This is a genomic window from Mixta hanseatica (assembly GCF_023517775.1).
GTDB classification, from domain to species: domain Bacteria; phylum Pseudomonadota; class Gammaproteobacteria; order Enterobacterales; family Enterobacteriaceae; genus Mixta; species Mixta hanseatica.
Genome location: NZ_CP082904.1, coordinates 825,102 through 845,105 on the forward strand (window position 1 = coordinate 825,102; position 20,004 = coordinate 845,105).

Sequence of the window (20,004 nt, forward strand, 5' to 3'; positions counted from 1 at the left end):
CCTCAGTTCAGTTCACGGATATCAGCAAAGCGGCCGGTTACGGCAGCGGCGGCAGCCATCGCCGGGCTGACCAGATGCGTACGTCCGCCGCGGCCCTGACGGCCTTCAAAGTTACGGTTGCTGGTGGAGGCGCAGCGCTCACCGGGATTCAGTCGATCGTTATTCATTGCCAGGCACATCGAGCAACCCGGCAGACGCCATTCAAAGCCCGCCTCAAGGAAAATCTTATCCAGGCCTTCCGCTTCCGCCTGCGCTTTTACCGGCCCGGAGCCGGGTACTACCATCGCTACCACGCCTGGCGCCACTTTGCGCCCTTTGGCGATTTCAGCCGCGGCGCGCAAATCTTCAATCCGTGAGTTGGTGCAGGAGCCGATAAAGACTTTATCGATATTCACGTCGGTCAACTTAATGCCTGGCTGCAGATTCATATAGGCCAGCGCTTTTTCCGCCGAGGCACGTTCTACCGGATCGGCGAAAGAGGCGGGATCGGGGATCTGCTGATTAACGGCAATCACCTGTCCTGGGTTAGTGCCCCAGGTGACCTGCGGTGCAATCTCGGCGGCATCCAGCGTGACCACGGCATCGAAATGCGCGTCGCGATCTGATTTCAGGGTGCGCCAGTAGTTAACGGCCTGCTCCCACTGTTCGCCCTGCGGCGCAAACTGGCGACCTTTCAGGTAGTTAAAGGTGATATCGTCGGGCGCGACCAGTCCCGCTTTCGCACCCATCTCAATGGCCATATTACATAAGGTCATGCGGCCTTCCATGCTCAGCGCTTCAATCGCCGCGCCGCAGAATTCCACGACATAACCGGTACCGCCCGCGCTACCGGTTTTACCAATAATCGCCAGCACGATATCTTTCGCCGTAATACCCGGCGCGGCCTGGCCGGTGACTTCAATTTTCATGGTTTTGGCGCGGCCCTGCTTCAGCGTCTGCGTCGCCAGCACGTGCTCCACTTCTGAAGTGCCGATGCCAAAGGCCAGCGAGCCGAACGCGCCGTGGGTCGCCGTATGCGAATCGCCACAGACGATGGTCATGCCCGGCAGCGTCATACCCTGTTCCGGGCCGATAACATGCACGATGCCCTGGAAAGGGTGGTTCAGGTCATACAGTTGCACGCCGAACTCGGCGCAGTTCTTAATCAGCTCCTGCATCTGAATACGCGCCATCTCGCCGGAGGCGTTGATGTCTTTAGTTTGCGTCGAAACGTTATGGTCCATGGTGGCGAAGGTTTTCGACGGCTGACGTACCTTACGGCCGTGTGCACGCAGGCCATCGAAGGCTTGCGGAGAGGTCACTTCATGCACCAGATGACGATCGATATACAGCAAGGGCGTCTCGTTGGGCGATTCATACACGACATGGGCATCAAACAGCTTCTGGTATAATGTTTTGCTCATTTTTTTAAACTTCCTCGGCGATAAAGCGGGCAATAATCGAACCCATTTCGTCAGTGCTGACAGACGGGCCGTCACCGGCCAAATCACTGGTACGATAACCTTCTTCCAGCGCGCGGTTAATCGCGCGTTCAATGGCGTTAGCGGCCTCATCGGCATCCAGGCTATAGCGCAGCAGCAGCGCCAGCGACAGGATTTGCGCAATTGGGTTGGCGATATTTTTACCGGCGATATCCGGAGCTGAGCCGCCAGCCGGTTCGTACAGGCCGAAACCCTGCTCGTTCAGGCTGGCCGAAGGCAGCATACCCATCGAACCGGTAATCATGGCGCACTCGTCAGACAGGATATCGCCAAACAGATTCGAGCAGAGCAGAACATCGAACTGCGCAGGATCTTTAATTAACTGCATCGTGGCATTATCGATATACATATGGCTCAGCTGTACGTCGGGGTAATCCTTCGCCACTTCACTGACGATTTCACGCCACATCACCGAGGTTTGCAGCACGTTCGCCTTATCGATCGAGGTGACTTTGCTGCGACGCTTGCGCGCCGATTCGAAGGCGATACGGGCGATGCGTTCGATTTCGAAGCGATGATAAACTTCGGTATCAAAGGCTTTTTCATGCATACCGCTGCCTTCACGGCCTTTCGGCTGGCCGAAATAGATGCCGCCGGTCAGTTCACGCACGCAGAGGATATCGAAGCCGCGCGCGGCGATATCGCTACGCAGCGGGCAAAAAGCTTCCAGACCCTTATATAAGCTCGCCGGACGCAAATTGCTGAACAGTTTGAAATGCTTGCGCAGCGGCAGCAGGGCGCCGCGTTCCGGCTGTTGAGCCGGTGGCAGATGTTCCCATTTCGGCCCACCGACCGATCCAAACAGAATCGCGTCCGCCTGTTCGCAACCGGCGACCGTCGCTGCCGGCAGCGGTTCGCCATGACGATCGATGGCAATGCCGCCCACGTCATATTCACTGGTAGTGATGCGCATGCCGAAGCGCTGACGGATCGCCTCCAGTACTTTGGCCGCCTGCATCATGACTTCAGGACCAATGCCGTCGCCCGGCAATACTGCGATATGATGAGTTTGCGTCATGGTTATACCGTTTCCTTCTGTTCAATCGATTTACGCTGCAGTTCCTGTTCTACCTGTTTGGCGCGCCAGATATTGTTTAACGCGTTAACCATCGCTTTAACCGAGGATTCAACAATATCGGTTGCCAGGCCCACGCCATGGAATTTCCGTCCGTTGTAGTCGACCACGATATCCACCTGACCCAGCGCGTTTTCGCCGTGGCCTTTCGCGGTGAGCTGATATTTCACCAGCTCGGTATCAAAGGTGGTAATACGGTTAATCGCCTGGTAAACGGCATCGACCGGACCGTTACCGGTAGCAGCCTCTGACTGGATCTCACCGCCGCAGATCATATGCACCGAGGCGGTGGCGGTAATGGCGGAGCCTGACTGGACGTTGAAATCCTTCAGCTGAAAATATTCCGGCTCTTCGTTTTGTTTATTGATGAAGGCCAGTGCTTCCAGGTCATAGTCAAATACCTGGCCTTTTTTATCCGCCAGCTTCAGGAACGCGTCGTACAGCGTATCCAGGTTGTAGTCGCTTTCCTGATAACCCATCTCTTCCATACGGTGTTTTACCGCGGCGCGGCCAGAGCGCGAAGTCAGGTTCAGCTGTACCTGATTCAGGCCGATCGACTCCGGCGTCATGATTTCGTAGTTTTCACGATTTTTCAGCACGCCATCCTGATGGATACCGGAAGAGTGGGCGAAGGCGTTGGAGCCAATCACCGCTTTATTCGCCGGGATAGGCATATTACAAATCTGGCTGACGGTCTGGCTGGTGCGCCAGATTTCGTGGTGATGAATATTGGTGTGGACGTTCATCAGGGCGGCGCGGGTCTTAATCGCCATAATCACTTCTTCCAATGCGCAGTTACCGGCGCGTTCACCCAGCCCGTTCAGCGTACCTTCAACCTGACGCGCGCCAGCCATCACCGCGGCAATAGAATTGCCAACCGCCATGCCTAAATCGTCATGGGTGTGAACTGACAAAATCGCTTTATCGATATTCGGCACTCGCTCACGCAGCGAAGCAATAATGTGGGCGTATTCATGCGGCAGGGTGTAGCCAACGGTGTCAGGAATATTGATGGTGGTGGCGCCGGCATCAATCGCTGCTTCTACCACGCGGCACAGGTCATCAATCGGCGTACGGCCGCCATCTTCACAGGAAAACTCGACGTCATTGGTGTAATTGCGGGCGCGCTTGACCATATAGACCGCACGCTCAATCACTTCCGGCAGCGTACTACGCAATTTGGTGGCGATATGCATCGGCGAGGTGGCGATGAAGGTGTGAATGCGGAAAGCCTCCGCCACGCGCAGCGCTTCATATGCAGCATCGATATCTTTCTCAACGCAGCGCGCCAGACCACAGACGCGGCTGTTTTTAATGGTGCGGGCGATAGCCTGAACGGATTCAAAGTCACCAGGGGATGAAACCGGAAAGCCGACTTCCATGACGTCAACGCCCATACGTTCCAGCGCCAGTGCAATCTGCAGTTTTTCTTTAACACTCAGACTGGCCTGCAATGCCTGCTCGCCATCACGCAGAGTGGTATCGAAAATAATGACTTGTTGGCTCATCGTATTTTTCCTTTCAGTTTGGCTTTTACCGGTTCGCCTGTGTCACGAGCATAAAAAAACCCGCGCATCGGCGCGGGTTTTTTCGTTTTGTAAGCCTGAATCAGTGACTGATTCCGCCCACACGACTACCGCGCAATTGATATGCGTTTAGTAGTAGTCCGAGTAGGCGGAATGAACAAATCATTGAATCAGGCTCCATAAATTTCTGTGCTGTTTTTATTGGTACTTGATTGCGTCAGGGATGTCAACCCTGCCTGTTACGGCGAATTGTATAAAAGGCGCTGATGAAAAAGAGATTAATGCCACAGCGGGGCAGGTCGACAGAATATATGATACTTAATGGCTCTTTTTCTATCTAATTCATTTTAAATCAATAGCTTATTTATTTATGGTGCGAAAGGTGTCTGAATGATAAGGAGTTATTAATGCAAAAGAGAAAATTTTTATGCCAAAGTTAGACCGAATCCACCGGATAAAATAGCAAAGCCAAGAGTTGTGGCAGAATATCTTACCGCCACTATTTTTTAGCTTTTTTCTTTAAGCGAATCGGTAGTAAGAAAAAAACTGACAATGATAAGTTTTTGCTATGAATAAACCGATGTGTAGCATAATGCGCTGATATTAAGCCGCTGTTTTAGCGTTTTTTCTGCCAATCAGCCGGGTTAACAGCTGAATAAAGAAAAGCGCCGGGGCGTCGTCGACAAGTTTAGGGTTTACCCAACAAGAATTCTGCGGTTATGGTAATTATCCAAAGCCAAGATAAAAATCTGCAAGGGCTTCATTCCCCCTGTACCTGCCCCTGAAAATGCATTTCAGGGTTTGAGCATTAACACACTGTTTAACTCTGCGTAAAGCCATCGCCAGGCGCTGGCCCGTTGCGCGGTGATGGTCGGTAACGGCCGGAGTAGAGAGCAAACTGAAAGCCGGGAGGCAAAAATGGAGATGTTATCAGGAGCTGAGATGGTGGTCCGATCGTTAATCGATCAGGGCGTAAAACATGTTTTTGGTTACCCCGGCGGGGCAGTGCTGGATATTTATGACGCGCTACAAACCGTAGGCGGCATCGATCATGTGCTGGTGCGTCATGAACAGGGCGCGGTGCATATGGCCGATGGCTATGCGCGCGCGACGGGGGATGTCGGCGTGGTGCTGGTCACCTCCGGTCCCGGTGCAACCAATGCCATCACCGGTATTGCGACTGCCTATATGGATTCTATTCCGATGGTGGTGCTGTCCGGCCAGGTCCCTTCTTCGCTTATCGGCTACGACGCGTTTCAGGAGTGCGACATGGTGGGCATTTCACGCCCTATCGTAAAGCACAGCTTTCTGGTTAAGCAGACGGAAGAGATCCCCACCATCATTAAAAAGGCGTTCTGGCTGGCCGCCAGCGGGCGTCCTGGTCCGGTGGTGATCGATCTGCCAAAAGATATCCTCAACCCAGCCAATAAACTGCCCTATGTCTGGCCGGAAAGCGTCAGCATGCGTTCCTATAACCCGACTACCCAGGGGCATAAAGGGCAAATTAAACGTGGGGTTCAGGCCTTGCTGGCGGCGAAAAAACCAGTGATGTATGTCGGCGGCGGCGCCATTATTTCCGGCTGTCATGCCGAGCTGCAAACGCTGGCGGAAAAGCTGAATTTACCGGTCACAAATTCATTAATGGGTTTGGGCGCGTTTCCAGGCACGCATCGTCAGAATCTGGGCATGCTGGGCATGCACGGCACCTATGAAGCCAATATGACGATGCATAACGCCGATGTTATTTTTGCCGTGGGCGTACGCTTTGACGATCGCACCACCAACAACCTGGCGAAGTATTGTCCGAATGCCACCGTACTGCATATTGATGTCGATCCGGCGTCAATTTCCAAGACCGTAGCGGCGGATATTCCGGTAGTCGGCGATGCGCGTCAGGTACTGCAACAGATGCTGGAGCAGCTGCCGGAGGGCGATACGCAGCAGGATTTCGATAGCCTGCGCGACTGGTGGCAGAGCATCGAAGGCTGGCGCGCGCGTAAATGTCTGGAATTTGACCGCAGCAGTGACAAAATCAAGCCGCAGGCGGCGATTGAAACGCTGTGGCGTTTAACCAGGGGCGAAGCGTACGTAACTTCTGACGTCGGCCAGCATCAGATGTTTGCTGCGCTCTACTATCCCTTTGAACGCCCGCGCCGCTGGATCAATTCCGGCGGCCTCGGCACCATGGGCTTCGGTTTGCCCGCGGCGATTGGTGTGAAGCTGGCGCTGCCGCAGGAAACGGTGGTTTGCGTTACCGGCGACGGCAGTATCCAGATGAATATTCAGGAACTCTCCACCGCCCTGCAGTATAACCTGCCGGTTCTGGTGCTTAACCTGAACAACCGCTACCTGGGAATGGTTAAGCAGTGGCAGGATATGATCTACTCCGGCCGCCACTCTCACTCTTATATGGAATCACTGCCCGATTTTGTGCGGCTGGCGGAGGCTTATGGCCACGTGGGCATTTCGATTTCTCATCCGGCCGAGCTGGAAGAGAAACTGGCGCTGGCGCTGGAAACAGTAGCCCAGGGACGGCTGGCCTTTGTGGATGTCAACGTAGACGGCAGCGAGCACGTTTACCCAATGCAAATCCGCGGCGGCAGTATGGATGAAATGTGGTTAAGCAAAACGGAGAGGACTTAATTATGCGTCGTATTTTATCGGTTCTGCTGGAAAACGAATCTGGCGCATTATCCCGTGTGGTCGGGCTGTTTTCCCAGCGCGGCTACAATATCGAAAGCCTGACGGTGGCGCCGACGGACGATCCCACTCTATCACGCATGACCATCCAGACCGTGGGCGATGAAAAGGCGCTGGAGCAGATTGAAAAACAGCTGCATAAACTGGTGGATGTGCTGCGCGTGACCGAGCTGGGACAGGGCGCGCATATCGAGCGAGAAATTATGCTGGTGAAAATTCAGGCCAGCGGCTACGGACGCGAGGAAGTCAAGCGCAGCGCGGAGATCTTCCGTGGGCAGATCGTTGACGTGACGCCTACGCTTTATACGGTTCAGCTGGCTGGCACCAGTGATAAGCTGGATGCGTTTCTTGGCACGTTACGCGACGTAGCGGAAATTGTCGAAGTGGCGCGTTCCGGCGTGGTGGGCGTTTCACGCGGCGATCGTATTATGCGTTAAACATACAGCGTGATAATCCATTCTGTTGCTAACCCGGCGTTCTGCCGGGTTTTTTTATTTTCTGATATGCCTCATTTTTGCCATTAAAAGCGGTTGCCCGCTGGCGCTTTCTGCGGTTAGATGTAAAAAAAAGCTAATCCTTAGCCATGCTGCGGCTATTGGCCTGCGCCATGGCATTTACCGATGTGGAGTGATTGTGAAACTGGATGAAATAGCGCGTCTTGCCGGCGTGTCGCGTACTACCGCCAGCTATGTCATCAATGGCAAGGCCAGGCAGTATCGTGTCAGCGATAAAACCGTGGAAAAAGTCATGGCCGTGGTGCGCGAGCATAATTACCATCCAAATGCGGTAGCCGCCGGACTCAGAGCGGGCAGAACACGCTCGATCGGGCTGGTTATTCCCGATCTGGAAAATACCAGCTATACGCGTATTGCCAACTATCTGGAACGTCAGGCGCGTCAGCGCGGCTATCAGCTGCTTATCGCCTGTTCGGAAGATCAGCCGGACAATGAAATGCGCTGTATTGAACATCTGCTACAGCGTCAGGTCGATGCCATTATCGTATCCACTTCGCTACCGCCGGAACATCCCTTCTACCAACGCTGGGCGAATCACTCGCTGCCGATTATTGCGCTGGACCGGGCGCTGGATCGTGAACACTTCACCAGCGTCGTCGGTGCCGATCAGGAAGATGCGCAGGCGCTGGCCGCTGAATTGCGTCAGCTGCCGATAAATAACGTGCTCTATCTGGGCGCGCTGCCTGAGCTTTCGGTTAGCTTCCTGCGTGAAATGGGGTTTCGCGAAGCCTGGCGCGACGATCCACGTCCTATTGATTTTATCTATGCCAATAGCTTTGAACGCGTCGCGGCTGCGGCGCTGTTTGAAAAATATCTGGCAGATCATTCAATGCCCGATGCGCTCTTTACCACCTCATTCGGCCTGTTACAGGGCGTAATGGATGTGACGCTGCAGCGCGAAGGACGTTTACCCACCGATTTGGCCATTGCCACCTTCGGCGATCACGAACTGCTCGATTTCCTTGAGTGTCCGGTTCTGGCTGTGGCGCAGCGCCATCGCGACGTCGCGGAGCGCGTACTGGAATTAGTGCTGGCAAGCCTGGATGAGCCGCGCAGACCCAAACCAGGTTTAACCCGAATCCGACGTAATCTGGTACGTCGCGGTAAATTAAGCCGTACTCAAGGTTAATGCTAAATAGTAAAAGGCAGCGGTCGCTGCCTTTTTTACATCTTTAAATAATTTTGCTTTTAAAATCGCCAGTAATAAAGAAAAGGGTTATTTCAAACCGACCCTGAAGCAATATTAAGTAAATTAAAGTAAAGCGGCGCAGGGCTTTTTCACACAGAACGATTTTTTATTCTGTTATGCTGTACCAGAGTTGCCGCCGCCCGCGCTCCCGGCGCAGGGCATAAGCTTTATCAGAATGTCCCTAAAATGTCGCCTGTGTCGCAAACTGTCGCCCTGCCTGATAGCGAATAAAAATTGTATTCTTTTTGCCCGTTTTTATTTTCGCTCTGATTTTTTTACCACTATTCATTAGTTTATTTTTTCATAAGCCTGCTGGTTAAGTTCATTCTTAAGTTTTGTCATTTTTATTCCTTAAGAAATAATTCCGCTTCGCCCATTGCGTGGCTTGACAATGATTTCCTCCGCTCCGTAAACTCCTTTCGTGGGAAATAGTGGGGTAAAGTGGCAAAAAAGGGTAACTGAGGGCATTTGCTGACATGTTTCGTGGCGCCACCTTAGTCAACCTCGATAGCAAAGGGCGGCTGGCCGTGCCTACGCGTTATCGCGAAACGCTGATTGAGGAGTCGCAAGGCCAAATGGTATGCACCATTGACCTCCATCAGCCTTGCCTGCTGCTTTATACCTTACCTCAGTGGGAAATTATTGAACAAAAATTATCTCGCTTATCCAGCATGAACCCTGCAGAGCGTCGCGTGCAGCGGTTGCTGTTAGGACATGCAAGCGAATGTCAGATGGATAGCGCAGGGCGCTTGTTGCTGGCCGGTACGCTCCGCCAGCACGCCAGTCTGACAAAAGAAGTGATGCTGGTTGGACAGTTTAATAAGTTTGAACTGTGGGATGAACAGACCTGGTATCAACAAGTCAGGGAAGATATTGACGCTGAGCAAGCCGCTCAGGAGCCGCTTTCAGAGCGGTTGCAGGATTTGTCGTTATAACTATGGATAATTTTATACATACCACGGTGCTGTTGGATGAAGCTGTCAACGCGCTCAATATTAAACAAGATGGCATTTACATCGATGGCACCTTCGGTCGGGGCGGGCATTCACGCCTGATCCTTTCTCAGCTGGGTGAGCAGGGCAAACTGTACGCCATTGACCGCGATCCGCAGGCGATCGCCGCCGCCGCCGCGATTGACGATCCGCGCTTTAACATTATTCACGGTCCGTTTTCGGCACTGGCGGATTACGTTGAGGCGCGCGGCTTAACCGGCAAAATCAGCGGTATTTTACTGGATTTAGGGGTTTCTTCGCCGCAGTTGGATGATGCCGAACGCGGCTTTTCTTTTATGCGTGACGGGCCGCTGGATATGCGTATGGATCCGACGCGCGGGCTGTCGGCCGCCGAATGGCTGCTGCAGGCGGAAGAGAACGATATCGCTTTTGTGCTGAAAACCTATGGCGAAGAGCGTTTCGCCAAGCGTATCGCCCGCGCCATTGTTGAACGTAATCGTCTGCAGCCGATGACGCGCACCAAAGAGCTGGCGGAGGTGATTGCCGCCGCGACGCCGATAAAGGACAAATTCAAGCATCCGGCCACGCGCAGTTTCCAGGCTATCCGCATTTGGGTTAACAGCGAGCTGGAAGAGATTGAACTGGCGTTAAAAGGCGCGCTGAGCGCGTTGGCACCGGGCGGACGCCTGTCGATTATCAGCTTCCACTCGCTGGAAGATCGGTTGGTAAAACGCTTTATGCGCGAACAGAGCCGCGGGCCGCAGGTGCCCGCCGGGTTGCCGATGACGGAAGCGCAGCTGCAGAAGCTGGGCGGTCGTCAGTTAAAAGCGCTGGGTAAAATGATGCCGGGCGAAGCGGAAGTGGCAGAAAACCCGCGCGCGCGTAGCTCGGTGCTGCGTATTGCGGAGCGTACGGCATCATGATCGGAAATGAGCGGCATAGCCTGCCGGGCGTTATTGGCGGCGACCTGCTGCGGCACGGCAAGATCCCGTTGCTGCTGCTGGTGGCCGTGTTGGTCTCCGCGGTGCTGGTAGTGACGACGGCGCATAAAACGCGTTTGCTAACGGCGCAGCGCGAACAGCTGGTGCTGGAACGTGACGCGCTGGATATTGAATGGCGCAATCTGATTCTGGAAGAGAACGCGCTGGGCGATCACAGCCGCGTTGAGCGCACGGCGACGGAGAAATTGCAGATGCAGCATGTCGACCCGGCACAGGAAAATATCGTGGTACAGCAATAAGGAATCCCGGACTCCATGAGATCCGCTACCAAAGCGCTTAAGTTGAAAAAACAGGAAGATCAGGCCAGCTTTGTCAGCTGGCGTTTTGCGTTGCTGTGCGGCGGCATCTTCCTTGCGTTGATCGGGCTACTGTTGCGTGTCGCTTATTTGCAGGTAATCAATCCCGACAGGCTGGTGCGCGAAGGCGATATGCGTTCTCTGCGCGTCCAGTCCATACCCACCGCGCGTGGGATGATCACCGACCGTGCCGGCAGGCCGCTGGCGGTTAGCGTACCGGTTAACGCCATCTGGGCCGATCCCAAAGAACTGAACGATCGCGGCGGCATTACGCTCGACAGCCGCTGGAAAGCGCTGGCGGACGCGCTCTCAATTCCGCTCGATCAGCTGGCTAACCGCGTGAACGCCAACCCTAAAGGCCGCTTTGTCTATCTGGCGCGTCAGGTTAACCCGGCGATTGGCGACTACATCAAAAAGCTCAAGCTGCCCGGCATCCATCTGCGCGAAGAGTCCCGACGCTACTATCCGGCAGGGCAGGTGACCTCGCATCTGATTGGTTTTACCAATATCGATGGACAGGGTATTGAAGGGGTTGAAAAAAGCTTCGATCGCTGGCTCACCGGCCAGCCGGGCGAAAGAACGGTACGTAAAGATCGCTTTGGCCGTGTTATTGAAGATATCTCTTCGGTAGACAGCCAGGCGGCGCATAATCTGGCGTTGAGTATCGATGAGCGCCTGCAGGCGCTGGTCTATCGCGAGCTGAACAACGCCGTCGCCTTTAACAAGGCGGAGTCGGGCACTGCGGTGCTGGTGGATGTGAACACCGGCGAAGTGCTGGCGATGGCCAACAGCCCGGCCTATAACCCCAATAATCTCAGCAATACGCCAAAAGATGTGATGCGCAACCGCGCCATCACCGACATCTTCGAACCCGGCTCGACGGTGAAGCCGATGGTGGTGATGACCGCCCTGCAGCGCGGCGTGGTGCGTGAAAACACCGTGCTGAATACGCTGCCTTATCGCGTTAACGGCCATGAAATTAAAGACGTGGCGCGCTACAACGAATTGACCCTCACCGGAGTTCTGCAGAAGTCGAGTAACGTCGGGGTATCAAAACTGGCGTTAGCGATGCCCTCCTCAGCACTAGTGGAAACATATTCACGCTTTGGATTGGGCAAACCAACCAATTTGGGGTTGGTCGGGGAAAGCAGTGGCCTGTATCCCCATAAACAAAGGTGGTCCGATATTGAAAGGGCCACCTTCTCATTCGGCTATGGGCTGATGGTTACGCCGCTCCAGCTGGCGCGCGTTTACGCCACCATCGGCAGCTATGGCATCGCTCGTCCACTGTCGATTACCAAAGTGGACCCGCCGGTACCGGGCGAACGCGCGTTTCCTGAATCGCTGGTGAAAACCGTGGTGCATATGATGGAAAGCGTGGCGCTGCCGGGCGGCGGCGGCGTGAAGGCCGCGATCAAAGGTTATCGTATCGCCATTAAAACCGGGACCGCGAAAAAAGTCGGCCCTGATGGCCGCTACGTGAATAAATATATCGCCTATACCGCAGGCGTGGCGCCTGCCAGCCATCCGCGTTTCGCGCTGGTGGTGGTGATTAACGATCCGCAGGCGGGTAAATATTATGGCGGTGCGGTGTCGGCACCGGTATTTGGCGCCATCATGGGCGGGGTTCTGCGCACCATGAATATTGAGCCGGATGCGTTGCCGACCGGTGAAAAAAATGACCTGGTCAACAACAAGAAAGAGGAATCAAGTGACAGATCGTAACTTGCGCGACTTACTGGCTCCGTGGGTGCCTGGCGCGCCGGAGCGTCCGCTTCGTGAAATGACACTGGACAGCCGTGCAGCGGCGTCTGGCGATCTGTTTGTGGCTGTAGCCGGCCATAACGTTGATGGGCGACGTTTTATTCCTCAGGCTATCGCACAGGGCGTTTCGTCGGTTATCGCTGAAGCTGCCGGCGAGGCGGAGGATGGCGAAATTCGCGAGATGCACGGCGTCCCGGTAATTTATCTGTCGCAGCTGCCGCAGCGTCTGTCGGCGCTGGCCGGGCGCTTTTATCAGCAGCCAGGCGAACAGCTGCGTTTAATCGGCGTAACCGGAACCAACGGTAAAACCACTACCACACAGCTGCTGGCGCAGTGGGCCAACCTACTCGGCGAGACCGGCGCGGTAATGGGCACCGTCGGCAACGGGCTATACGGCGATCTGATCCCGACTGAAAACACCACCGGCTCGGCGGTTGATGTGCAACATATCCTGCACTCGCTGGTGGAGCAGGGCGCGACCGTGGCGGCAATGGAAGTCTCTTCACATGGCCTGGTGCAACATCGCGTGGCGGCACTGCCTTTTGCTGCCGCGGTGTTTACTAACCTGAGCCGCGATCATCTGGATTATCACGGCGATATGACGCGCTATGAGTCCGCTAAATGGCTGCTGTTTTCTGACCATCAGATCGGCGCAGCGATTATTAATGCCGACGATGAGGTCGGGCTGCGCTGGCTGGAGCGGCTGCCCGATGCCGTTGCCGTCACCATGGCTGATAATGTGCTGCCTGGCAAACATGGTCGCTGGCTGAAAGCGACCGGGGTGCATTATCACGATAACGGCGCAACGATTCGCTTCTCCTCCAGCTGGGGCGATGGCGAGCTGGAAAGCCGTCTGATGGGCGCGTTTAACGTCAGCAATCTGCTGCTGGCGCTGGCAACGCTGCTGGCGTTGGGCTACCCGCTGGCGCAGCTGATTGCCAGCGCCCGTCAGCTGCAGCCCGTTTGTGGGCGCATGGAAGTCTTTAGCGCGCCGAACAAACCAACGGTAGTGGTGGATTATGCCCATACGCCGGATGCGCTGGAAAAAGCGCTGGAAGCGGCGCGTCTGCATTGCAAAGGCCAGCTGTGGTGTGTGTTTGGCTGCGGCGGCGATCGCGATAAAGGCAAGCGTCCGTTAATGGGCGCTATTGCCGAACAGTTTGCCGATATCGTGGTGATCACTGATGACAATCCCCGTAGCGAAGACCCGACGGCAATCGTTGAGGATATCCTCACCGGCCTGCTCGATCCGGGGCGCGCGCGCGTGATGGCGGGACGTGCAGAAGCAGTCACTAACAGCATTATGCAGGCCGGGCCGCAGGACATCGTTCTGGTTGCAGGTAAAGGCCATGAAGATTATCAAATCGTCGGCAACCGCCGTCTGGACTATTCCGATCGCGTTACCGTCGCACGTTTACTGGGGGTAGTGGCATGATTCCTGTTTCCCTGGAAACGTTGGCGCAAATTGCTAACGGCACGCTTATCGGCAGCGATCTACAGATTGCCGAGGTGACCACCGATACCCGCAAGGTTACCGCAGGCTGCCTGTTTATCGCCCTGAAAGGCGAGCGCTTCGATGCCCATGATTTTGCCAGCGAAGCGGTGGCTAACGGCGCGGCGGCATTATTAGTGAGTAAGCGCTTGCAAATTCAGGTGCCGCAGGTGGTAGTCGACGATACGCGTATCGCGCTGGGAGAGCTGGCCGCCTGGGTACGCCAGCAGGTCGATACCCGCGTGGTGGCGCTGACCGGCTCTTCCGGCAAAACCTCGGTGAAAGAGATGACTGCCGCCATCCTACGTCAGTGCGGCGAAACTCTCTACACCGCCGGCAACCTGAACAATGATATCGGCGTGCCGCTGACGCTATTGCGGCTGACCCCTGCGCACCAGTATGCGGTGATTGAGCTGGGCGCCAACCATCAGGGCGAGATTGCCTGGACCACCGGGATCACACGTCCGGAAAGCGCGCTGGTAAATAATCTCGCCGCTGCGCATCTGGAGGGCTTTGGCTCTCTGGCGGGCGTGGCGAAAGCGAAAGGTGAAATTTTCCTTGGCCTGCCGGCCAACGGCACGGCGATTATCAATGCCGACAGCAATGACCTGCCGCGCTGGCAGCCGCAGTTAACCGGGCAGCGCGTCTGGCATTTTTCCGCAGTTGAAGGGGCGGACACAGATTTTTCCGCCGCCGATGTTACGGTCACCTCGCAGGGAACGGTTTTTACCTTGCATACGCCGCAGGGCGAGGTGGCGGTACGGCTGCCGTTGCCGGGACGTCACAACGTCGCTAATGCTCTGGCGGCCAGCGCGCTGGCGCTGTCGGTGGGCGCGCCGCTTGCGGCGATTGCGCAAGGCTTAGCGACGCTACAGGCGGTACCGGGACGTTTATTCCCGATTATGCTCGGTCCGCAAAAGCTTTTGCTGGACGATAGCTACAACGCCAACGTCGGATCGATGACCGCCGCTGCGCAGGTGCTGGCGGAGATGCCAGGCTACCGTGTGATGGTCACCGGCGATATGGCGGAGCTGGGCGCGGAAGCGGTTGAATGCCACCGCCAGGTCGGCGATGCCGCCCGTCAGGCCGGCGTCGATAAAGTGCTGAGCGTCGGCACGTTAAGCCAGCATATCAGCGACGCCAGCAGCGTCGGCGAACACTTCAGCGATAAAGCGGCGCTGAGCGCACGCTTACAGGCGCTGATTGCTGAGCATCAAGTGATTACTGTTTTAGTTAAAGGTTCTCGTAGCGCCGCCATGGAGCAGGTAATACAAACCTTACAGGAGAAAGGAACATGTTAGTTTGGCTGGCCGAACATTTGGTCGCTTTTTATTCGGGCTTTAACGTCTTTTCATATTTGACGTTTCGCGCCATTGTCAGCCTGCTGACCGCGCTGTTTATCTCTCTGTGGATGGGGCCGCGCCTGATCGCCTGGCTGCAAAAATTACAGATTGGTCAGGTAGTGCGTAGCGAAGGTCCGGAGTCGCACTTCAGCAAGCGCGGCACGCCAACCATGGGCGGCATCATGATCCTGACCTCCATCACTATTTCGGTATTGATGTGGGCTTATCCTTCTAACCCTTACGTCTGGTGCGTACTCACGGTGCTGATCGGTTATGGCATCGTAGGCTTTGTGGATGACTACCGTAAGGTGGTGCGTAAGGATACGAAAGGCCTGATCGCCCGCTGGAAATATTTCTGGCAGTCGCTGATCGCGCTGGCGGTCGCCTTTACCATGTACGCCATCGGCAAAGATACCCCGGCGACACAGCTGGTGGTGCCGTTCTTTAAAGATGTGATGCCGCAGCTGGGGCTGCTCTATATCCTGCTCTCTTACTTCGTGATTGTCGGCACCAGCAACGCGGTTAACCTGACCGATGGCCTGGACGGCCTGGCGATTATGCCGACAGTTTTCGTGGCCGCAGGTTTCGCGCTGGTCGCCTGGGCGACCGGCAACATGAACTTTGCCGGCTATCTGCACATTCCTTATCTGCGTCACGCTGGCGAACTGGTGATTGTCTGCACCGCTATCGTCGGTGCCGGGCTGGGCTTCTTATGGTTCAACACCTATCCGGCTCAGGTCTTTATGGGCGACGTCGGCTCGCTGGCGTTAGGCGGCGCGCTGGGCACTATCGCGGTGCTGCTGCGTCAAGAGTTCTTACTGGTGATCATGGGCGGCGTGTTTGTCGTGGAAACGCTGTCGGTAATTCTGCAGGTCGGCTCCTTTAAGCTGCGTGGCCAGCGTATTTTTCGTATGGCGCCGATCCATCACCACTATGAACTAAAAGGCTGGCCGGAGCCGCGCGTGATCGTGCGTTTCTGGATCATTTCGCTGATGCTGGTGCTGATTGGCCTGGCAACCCTTAAGGTGCGTTAACTATGGCTGACTATCAGGGTAGAAAAGTTGTCATTATCGGGCTGGGGCTGACCGGGCTCTCCTGTGTTGATTTCTTTTTAGCGCAGGGCGTAACGCCGCGCGTGATGGATACCCGTGAGTCACCGCCTGGCCTGGATAAGCTGCCGGAGAGCGTGGAACGTCATCTGGGTTCGCTAAACGGCGACTGGCTGCTGGCGGCAGATCTGATCGTCGCCAGTCCGGGCATGGCCCTTGCGCATCCGCTGCTGATGGAAGCGGCGGAGGCGGGCATCGAAATCGTGGGTGATATCGAGCTGTTCTGCCGTGAAGCGCAGGCACCGATTGTCGCGATTACCGGCTCTAACGGAAAAAGCACCGTCACCAGCCTGGTTGGCGAGATGGCGCGTGCCGCAGGCTGGGCCGTCGGCGTGGGCGGCAATATCGGCCTGCCGGCGCTTAGCCTGTTGCAGCAGCCGGCTCAGCTGTACGTTCTGGAGCTCTCCAGTTTTCAGCTGGAAACAACTCACAGCCTGAAGGCAGCGGCGGCGACCATCCTCAACGTTAGTGAAGATCATATGGATCGTTATCCGTTGGGGCTGCAGCAGTATCGCGCCGCCAAGCTGCGGATTTATGAAAACGCGGCGGTTTGCGTGGTGAATGCCGACGATGCGCTCACCATGCCGGTACGCGGCGCCGATAAACGCTGCGTCAGCTTCGGCATCGACGTCGGCGACTACCATCTTAATCGTCAGCAGGGCAGCATCTGGCTGCGGGTGCATGGCGAAAAAGTATTGAATACCGATGAGATGACGCTGGTCGGGTTGCATAACTATACCAATGCGCTGGCGGCGCTGGCGCTGGCTGACGCGGTCAACATTCCGCGCGCCAGCAGTCTGAAAGCCTTAACCACCTTCCGCGGGCTGGCGCATCGTTTTCAGCTGGTGCATGAGCGTAACGGCGTACGCTGGATTAACGACTCGAAAGCGACCAATGTCGGCAGCACCGAAGCCGCATTAAGCGGATTACAGGCGCAGGGCACGCTGTGGCTGCTGTTGGGCGGCGATGGCAAATCGGCTGATTTCTCTTCGTTGACGCGCTACCTGCAGGGCGACGCTATCCGCGTCTGGTGCTATGGCCGCGACGGCGCGGCGCTGGCGGCGCTGCGCCCGGAAATCTCCAGCCAGACCGAAACGCTGGAACAGGCGATGCGCGCCATCGCGCCGCAGGTGCGGCCGGGCGATATCGTTCTGTTGTCGCCCGCCTGTGCCAGCCTCGATCAGTTCCGTAATTTTGAACAGCGCGGCGACCGCTTCGCCCAGCTGGCGCGGGAGCTGGGCTGATGCGTATTCCAGGCTTAGGGCTGGCGGGCGGCGTAGCAACGCGCCTGCGCGAATGGGTGATGGGCAGCCGCGAGAATAGCGATGCGGCCACTATGGTGCTGTACGATCGTACGCTGCTGTGGCTCACCTTCGGGCTGGCGATTATCGGCTTTGTGATGGTGACCTCCGCCTCAATGCCGGTAGGGCAGCGCCTGTCGGAAGATCCGTTCTTCTTCGCCAAGCGCGATGCATTTTACTTGCTACTGGCATTTGGCATGGCGCTGGTGACGCTGCGCATCCCGATGGAGATATGGCAGCGTTACAGCAATATGATGCTGCTGGCCTCGGTACTGATGCTGTTGATTGTGTTGGTGGTCGGCAGCTCGGTAAACGGCGCATCGCGCTGGATTGCGTTGGGGCCGCTGCGTATTCAGCCGGCCGAGCTTTCCAAGCTTTCGCTGTTTTGCTATCTCGCCAGCTATCTGGTGCGCAAAGTTGAAGAGGTGCGTAATAACTTCTGGGGCTTTTGTAAACCGATGGGCGTGATGGTGGTGCTGGCGGTGCTGCTACTGGCGCAGCCTGACCTGGGAACGGTGGTGGTGCTGTTTGTTACCACGCTGGCGATGTTGTTTCTGGCCGGCGCCAAGCTGTGGCAATTTTTGGCCATTATTGGCTCTGGCATCTTCGCAGTGATCTTACTGATTATTGCTGAACCGTACCGTATGCGCCGTGTGACCTCGTTCTGGGATCCGTGGGAAGATCCGTTCGGCAGCGGATACCAGCTAACCCAGTCGCTGATGGCATTCGGCCGCGGCGAATTCTGGGGGCAGGGGTTAGGTAACTCCGTGCAAAAACTGGAGTATTTACCGGAAGCGCATACCGACTTCATTTTCTCCATTATCGGGGAAGAACTCGGTTATATCGGTGTGGTTTTAGCGCTGTTAATGGTATTCTTCGTCGCTTTTCGGGCGATGTCCATTGGCCGACGCGCGTTGGAAATCGACCAGCGCTTTTCCGGCTTTTTGGCCTGCTCGATTGGCGTCTGGTTTAGCTTCCAGGCGCTGGTTAACGTTGGCGCGGCGGCGGGCATGCTGCCGACCAAGGGCCTGACGTTGCCGTTAATTAGTTACGGTGGTTCTAGTCTGATCATTATGTCGACGGCCATCGTGTTGTTGTTACGCATAGATTATGAAACGCGTCTGAGCAAAGCGCAGGCGTTTACCCGAGGTGCGCGATGAGTGGAAAGCGGTTGATGGTAATGGCTGGCGGTACCGGCGGACATGTGTTCCCGGGCCTGGCCGTTGCGCATCATCTGATGGCGCAGGGCTGGCAGGTACGCTGGCTGGGAACCGCCGATCGTATGGAAGCCGATCTGGTGCCGAAGCACGGTATCGAAATCGATTTTATCCGCATCAGCGGATTGCGCGGCAAAGGCGTGAAGGCGCTGCTGGCCGCGCCGGTGCGGATTTTCAACGCCTGGCGGCAGGCGCGCAGCATTATGAAAGCCTGGAAACCGGACGTGGTGCTCGGCATGGGCGGCTACGTCTCTGGTCCCGGCGGGCTGGCGGCCTGGAGCTGCGGTATTCCGGTGGTGCTGCATGAACAGAACGGTATTGCCGGCTTAACCAACAAATGGCTGGCGAAGCTGGCGACCAAAGTGATGCAGGCGTTTCCTGGCGCGTTTCCGCACGCCGACGTGGTGGGCAATCCGGTGCGTACCGATGTCCTGGCGCTTAGCAGCCCGGAACAGCGTTTGGCCGGCCGTGAAGGTCCGGTACGCGTTTTGGTTATCGGCGGCAGTCAGGGCGCGCGCGTGCTTAACCAGACGATGCCGCAGGTGGCGGCGCTGATGGGCGATCGCATTACGTTATGGCATCAGACCGGGAAGGGGGCGCAGAGCGAGGTTCTGGCAGCCTATGCCGCAGCGGATGGCAAGCATCGGCATAACATCACCGAATTTATTGATGATATGGCGGCGGCCTATGCGTGGGCCGATGTGGTGGTCTGCCGCTCCGGCGCGCTGACGGTAAGCGAAGTGGCGGCGGCGGGCCTGCCAGCTATTTTCGTGCCCTTTCAGCATAAAGATCGTCAGCAGTACTGGAATGCGCTTCCGCTGGAAAAAGCGGGCGCGGCCAAAATTTTTGAGCAGCCGCAGTTTACTGCGCATGCGGTGGCGGAAACGTTACAGCAGTGGGACCGACCCACGCTGATGCTAATGGCGCAAAAGGCGCGTCAGGTAGCGATTCCCGATGCCACCGAACGGGTAGCGGCAGAAGTCAGCGCCGTAGCGCGCTAACAGGATTACGAGAAGGTACTGCGGTACCGACAGGCAAAAGA

General features: G+C 56.2%; 17 protein-coding genes. 13 read left to right on the forward strand and 4 right to left on the reverse strand.

What is annotated here, in order from left to right; all coding sequences use genetic code 11:
* Positions 1–2 precede the first annotated feature (2 nt).
* The 4 genes from leuC to leuL all read right to left on the reverse strand — a co-directional run bounded on the left by leuC (position 3) and on the right by leuL (position 4,263).
* A complete protein-coding gene (gene leuC / locus K6958_RS03875) occupies positions 3–1,403 on the reverse strand; it encodes a 3-isopropylmalate dehydratase large subunit (protein WP_249893433.1) in 1,401 nt (466 codons plus the stop codon).
* Between the two features lie 4 nt (positions 1,404–1,407).
* Entirely contained in the window at positions 1,408–2,499 is a 1,092-nt protein-coding gene (gene leuB / locus K6958_RS03880) for a 3-isopropylmalate dehydrogenase (RefSeq protein WP_249893434.1), read from the reverse strand.
* A 2-nt stretch (positions 2,500–2,501) separates the two neighbouring features.
* A complete protein-coding gene (gene leuA, locus K6958_RS03885; RefSeq protein WP_249893435.1) occupies positions 2,502–4,064 on the reverse strand; it encodes a 2-isopropylmalate synthase in 1,563 nt (520 codons plus the stop codon).
* A 100-nt stretch (positions 4,065–4,164) separates the two neighbouring features.
* Positions 4,165–4,263, reverse strand: coding sequence for a leu operon leader peptide (leuL, locus tag K6958_RS21215; RefSeq protein WP_350355801.1), 99 nt, complete (start codon positions 4,261–4,263; stop codon positions 4,165–4,167).
* A 737-nt stretch (positions 4,264–5,000) separates the two neighbouring features.
* Between leuL and ilvI the strand changes: the two genes are divergently transcribed.
* The 13 genes from ilvI to murG all read left to right on the forward strand — a co-directional run bounded on the left by ilvI (position 5,001) and on the right by murG (position 19,963).
* Positions 5,001–6,725, forward strand: a complete 1,725-nt coding sequence (gene ilvI, locus K6958_RS03890; protein WP_249893436.1) for an acetolactate synthase 3 large subunit — start codon at positions 5,001–5,003, stop codon at positions 6,723–6,725.
* 2 nt (positions 6,726–6,727) lie between these two features.
* A complete protein-coding gene (gene ilvN, locus K6958_RS03895) occupies positions 6,728–7,219 on the forward strand; it encodes an acetolactate synthase small subunit (RefSeq protein WP_249893437.1) in 492 nt (163 codons plus the stop codon).
* 196 nt (positions 7,220–7,415) lie between these two features.
* Positions 7,416–8,426: a catabolite repressor/activator gene (cra, locus tag K6958_RS03900; RefSeq protein WP_249893438.1), complete on the forward strand. Its 1,011-nt coding sequence runs from the start codon at positions 7,416–7,418 to the stop codon at positions 8,424–8,426.
* Positions 8,427–8,962: 536 nt separating this feature from the next.
* Positions 8,963–9,421 (forward strand): division/cell wall cluster transcriptional repressor MraZ, encoded by a 459-nt coding sequence (gene mraZ, locus K6958_RS03905; RefSeq protein ID WP_103059858.1) that lies wholly within the window; start codon positions 8,963–8,965, stop codon positions 9,419–9,421.
* Positions 9,422–9,423: 2 nt separating this feature from the next.
* Positions 9,424–10,362 carry a 16S rRNA (cytosine(1402)-N(4))-methyltransferase RsmH gene (gene rsmH / locus K6958_RS03910; protein WP_249893439.1) on the forward strand — a complete coding sequence of 313 codons (939 nt, stop codon included), beginning with the start codon at positions 9,424–9,426 and terminating at the stop codon, positions 10,360–10,362.
* Positions 10,359–10,679, forward strand: a complete 321-nt coding sequence (gene ftsL / locus K6958_RS03915; protein WP_249893440.1) for a cell division protein FtsL — start codon at positions 10,359–10,361, stop codon at positions 10,677–10,679. Before rsmH ends, ftsL begins: the two co-directional genes overlap by 4 nt.
* A gap of 15 nt (positions 10,680–10,694) precedes the next feature.
* Positions 10,695–12,461: a peptidoglycan glycosyltransferase FtsI gene (locus K6958_RS03920; RefSeq protein ID WP_249893441.1), complete on the forward strand. Its 1,767-nt coding sequence runs from the start codon at positions 10,695–10,697 to the stop codon at positions 12,459–12,461.
* Positions 12,448–13,935 (forward strand): UDP-N-acetylmuramoyl-L-alanyl-D-glutamate--2,6-diaminopimelate ligase, encoded by a 1,488-nt coding sequence (gene murE, locus K6958_RS03925; RefSeq protein ID WP_249893442.1) that lies wholly within the window; start codon positions 12,448–12,450, stop codon positions 13,933–13,935. Before K6958_RS03920 ends, murE begins: the two co-directional genes overlap by 14 nt.
* A complete protein-coding gene (gene murF, locus K6958_RS03930) occupies positions 13,932–15,293 on the forward strand; it encodes a UDP-N-acetylmuramoyl-tripeptide--D-alanyl-D-alanine ligase (RefSeq protein ID WP_249893443.1) in 1,362 nt (453 codons plus the stop codon). The genes murE and murF overlap by 4 nt, the downstream gene beginning before the upstream one ends.
* Complete coding sequence (gene mraY / locus K6958_RS03935) at positions 15,287–16,369, forward strand: phospho-N-acetylmuramoyl-pentapeptide-transferase (RefSeq protein ID WP_249893444.1); 1,083 nt, start codon at positions 15,287–15,289, stop codon at positions 16,367–16,369. Before murF ends, mraY begins: the two co-directional genes overlap by 7 nt.
* Before the next feature lie 2 nt (positions 16,370–16,371).
* Entirely contained in the window at positions 16,372–17,688 is a 1,317-nt protein-coding gene (gene murD, locus K6958_RS03940) for a UDP-N-acetylmuramoyl-L-alanine--D-glutamate ligase (protein ID WP_249893445.1), read from the forward strand.
* Positions 17,688–18,905 (forward strand): cell division protein FtsW, encoded by a 1,218-nt coding sequence (gene ftsW, locus K6958_RS03945; RefSeq protein WP_249893446.1) that lies wholly within the window; start codon positions 17,688–17,690, stop codon positions 18,903–18,905. The genes murD and ftsW overlap by 1 nt, the downstream gene beginning before the upstream one ends.
* Positions 18,902–19,963: an undecaprenyldiphospho-muramoylpentapeptide beta-N-acetylglucosaminyltransferase gene (gene murG, locus K6958_RS03950; RefSeq protein ID WP_249893447.1), complete on the forward strand. Its 1,062-nt coding sequence runs from the start codon at positions 18,902–18,904 to the stop codon at positions 19,961–19,963. The genes ftsW and murG overlap by 4 nt, the downstream gene beginning before the upstream one ends.
* The last annotated feature ends 41 nt before the right edge of the window (positions 19,964–20,004 follow it).

What these genes read in the sequence shown, in the direction of transcription:
- leuC (WP_249893433.1), bottom strand. Translation starts at nt 1,403, where the DNA reads ATGAGCAAAACATTATACCAGAAGCTGTTTGATGCCCATGTCGTGTAT.
- leuB (WP_249893434.1), bottom strand. Translation starts at nt 2,499, where the DNA reads ATGACGCAAACTCATCATATCGCAGTATTGCCGGGCGACGGCATTGGT.
- leuA (WP_249893435.1), bottom strand. Translation starts at nt 4,064, where the DNA reads ATGAGCCAACAAGTCATTATTTTCGATACCACTCTGCGTGATGGCGAG.
- leuL (WP_350355801.1), bottom strand. Translation starts at nt 4,263, where the DNA reads ATGGAGCCTGATTCAATGATTTGTTCATTCCGCCTACTCGGACTACTA.
- ilvI (WP_249893436.1), top strand. Translation starts at nt 5,001, where the DNA reads ATGGAGATGTTATCAGGAGCTGAGATGGTGGTCCGATCGTTAATCGAT.
- ilvN (WP_249893437.1), top strand. Translation starts at nt 6,728, where the DNA reads ATGCGTCGTATTTTATCGGTTCTGCTGGAAAACGAATCTGGCGCATTA.
- mraZ (WP_103059858.1), top strand. Translation starts at nt 8,963, where the DNA reads ATGTTTCGTGGCGCCACCTTAGTCAACCTCGATAGCAAAGGGCGGCTG.
- rsmH (WP_249893439.1), top strand. Translation starts at nt 9,424, where the DNA reads ATGGATAATTTTATACATACCACGGTGCTGTTGGATGAAGCTGTCAAC.
- ftsL (WP_249893440.1), top strand. Translation starts at nt 10,359, where the DNA reads ATGATCGGAAATGAGCGGCATAGCCTGCCGGGCGTTATTGGCGGCGAC.
- K6958_RS03920 (WP_249893441.1), top strand. Translation starts at nt 10,695, where the DNA reads ATGAGATCCGCTACCAAAGCGCTTAAGTTGAAAAAACAGGAAGATCAG.
- murF (WP_249893443.1), top strand. Translation starts at nt 13,932, where the DNA reads ATGATTCCTGTTTCCCTGGAAACGTTGGCGCAAATTGCTAACGGCACG.
- mraY (WP_249893444.1), top strand. Translation starts at nt 15,287, where the DNA reads ATGTTAGTTTGGCTGGCCGAACATTTGGTCGCTTTTTATTCGGGCTTT.
- murD (WP_249893445.1), top strand. Translation starts at nt 16,372, where the DNA reads ATGGCTGACTATCAGGGTAGAAAAGTTGTCATTATCGGGCTGGGGCTG.
- ftsW (WP_249893446.1), top strand. Translation starts at nt 17,688, where the DNA reads ATGCGTATTCCAGGCTTAGGGCTGGCGGGCGGCGTAGCAACGCGCCTG.
- murG (WP_249893447.1), top strand. Translation starts at nt 18,902, where the DNA reads ATGAGTGGAAAGCGGTTGATGGTAATGGCTGGCGGTACCGGCGGACAT.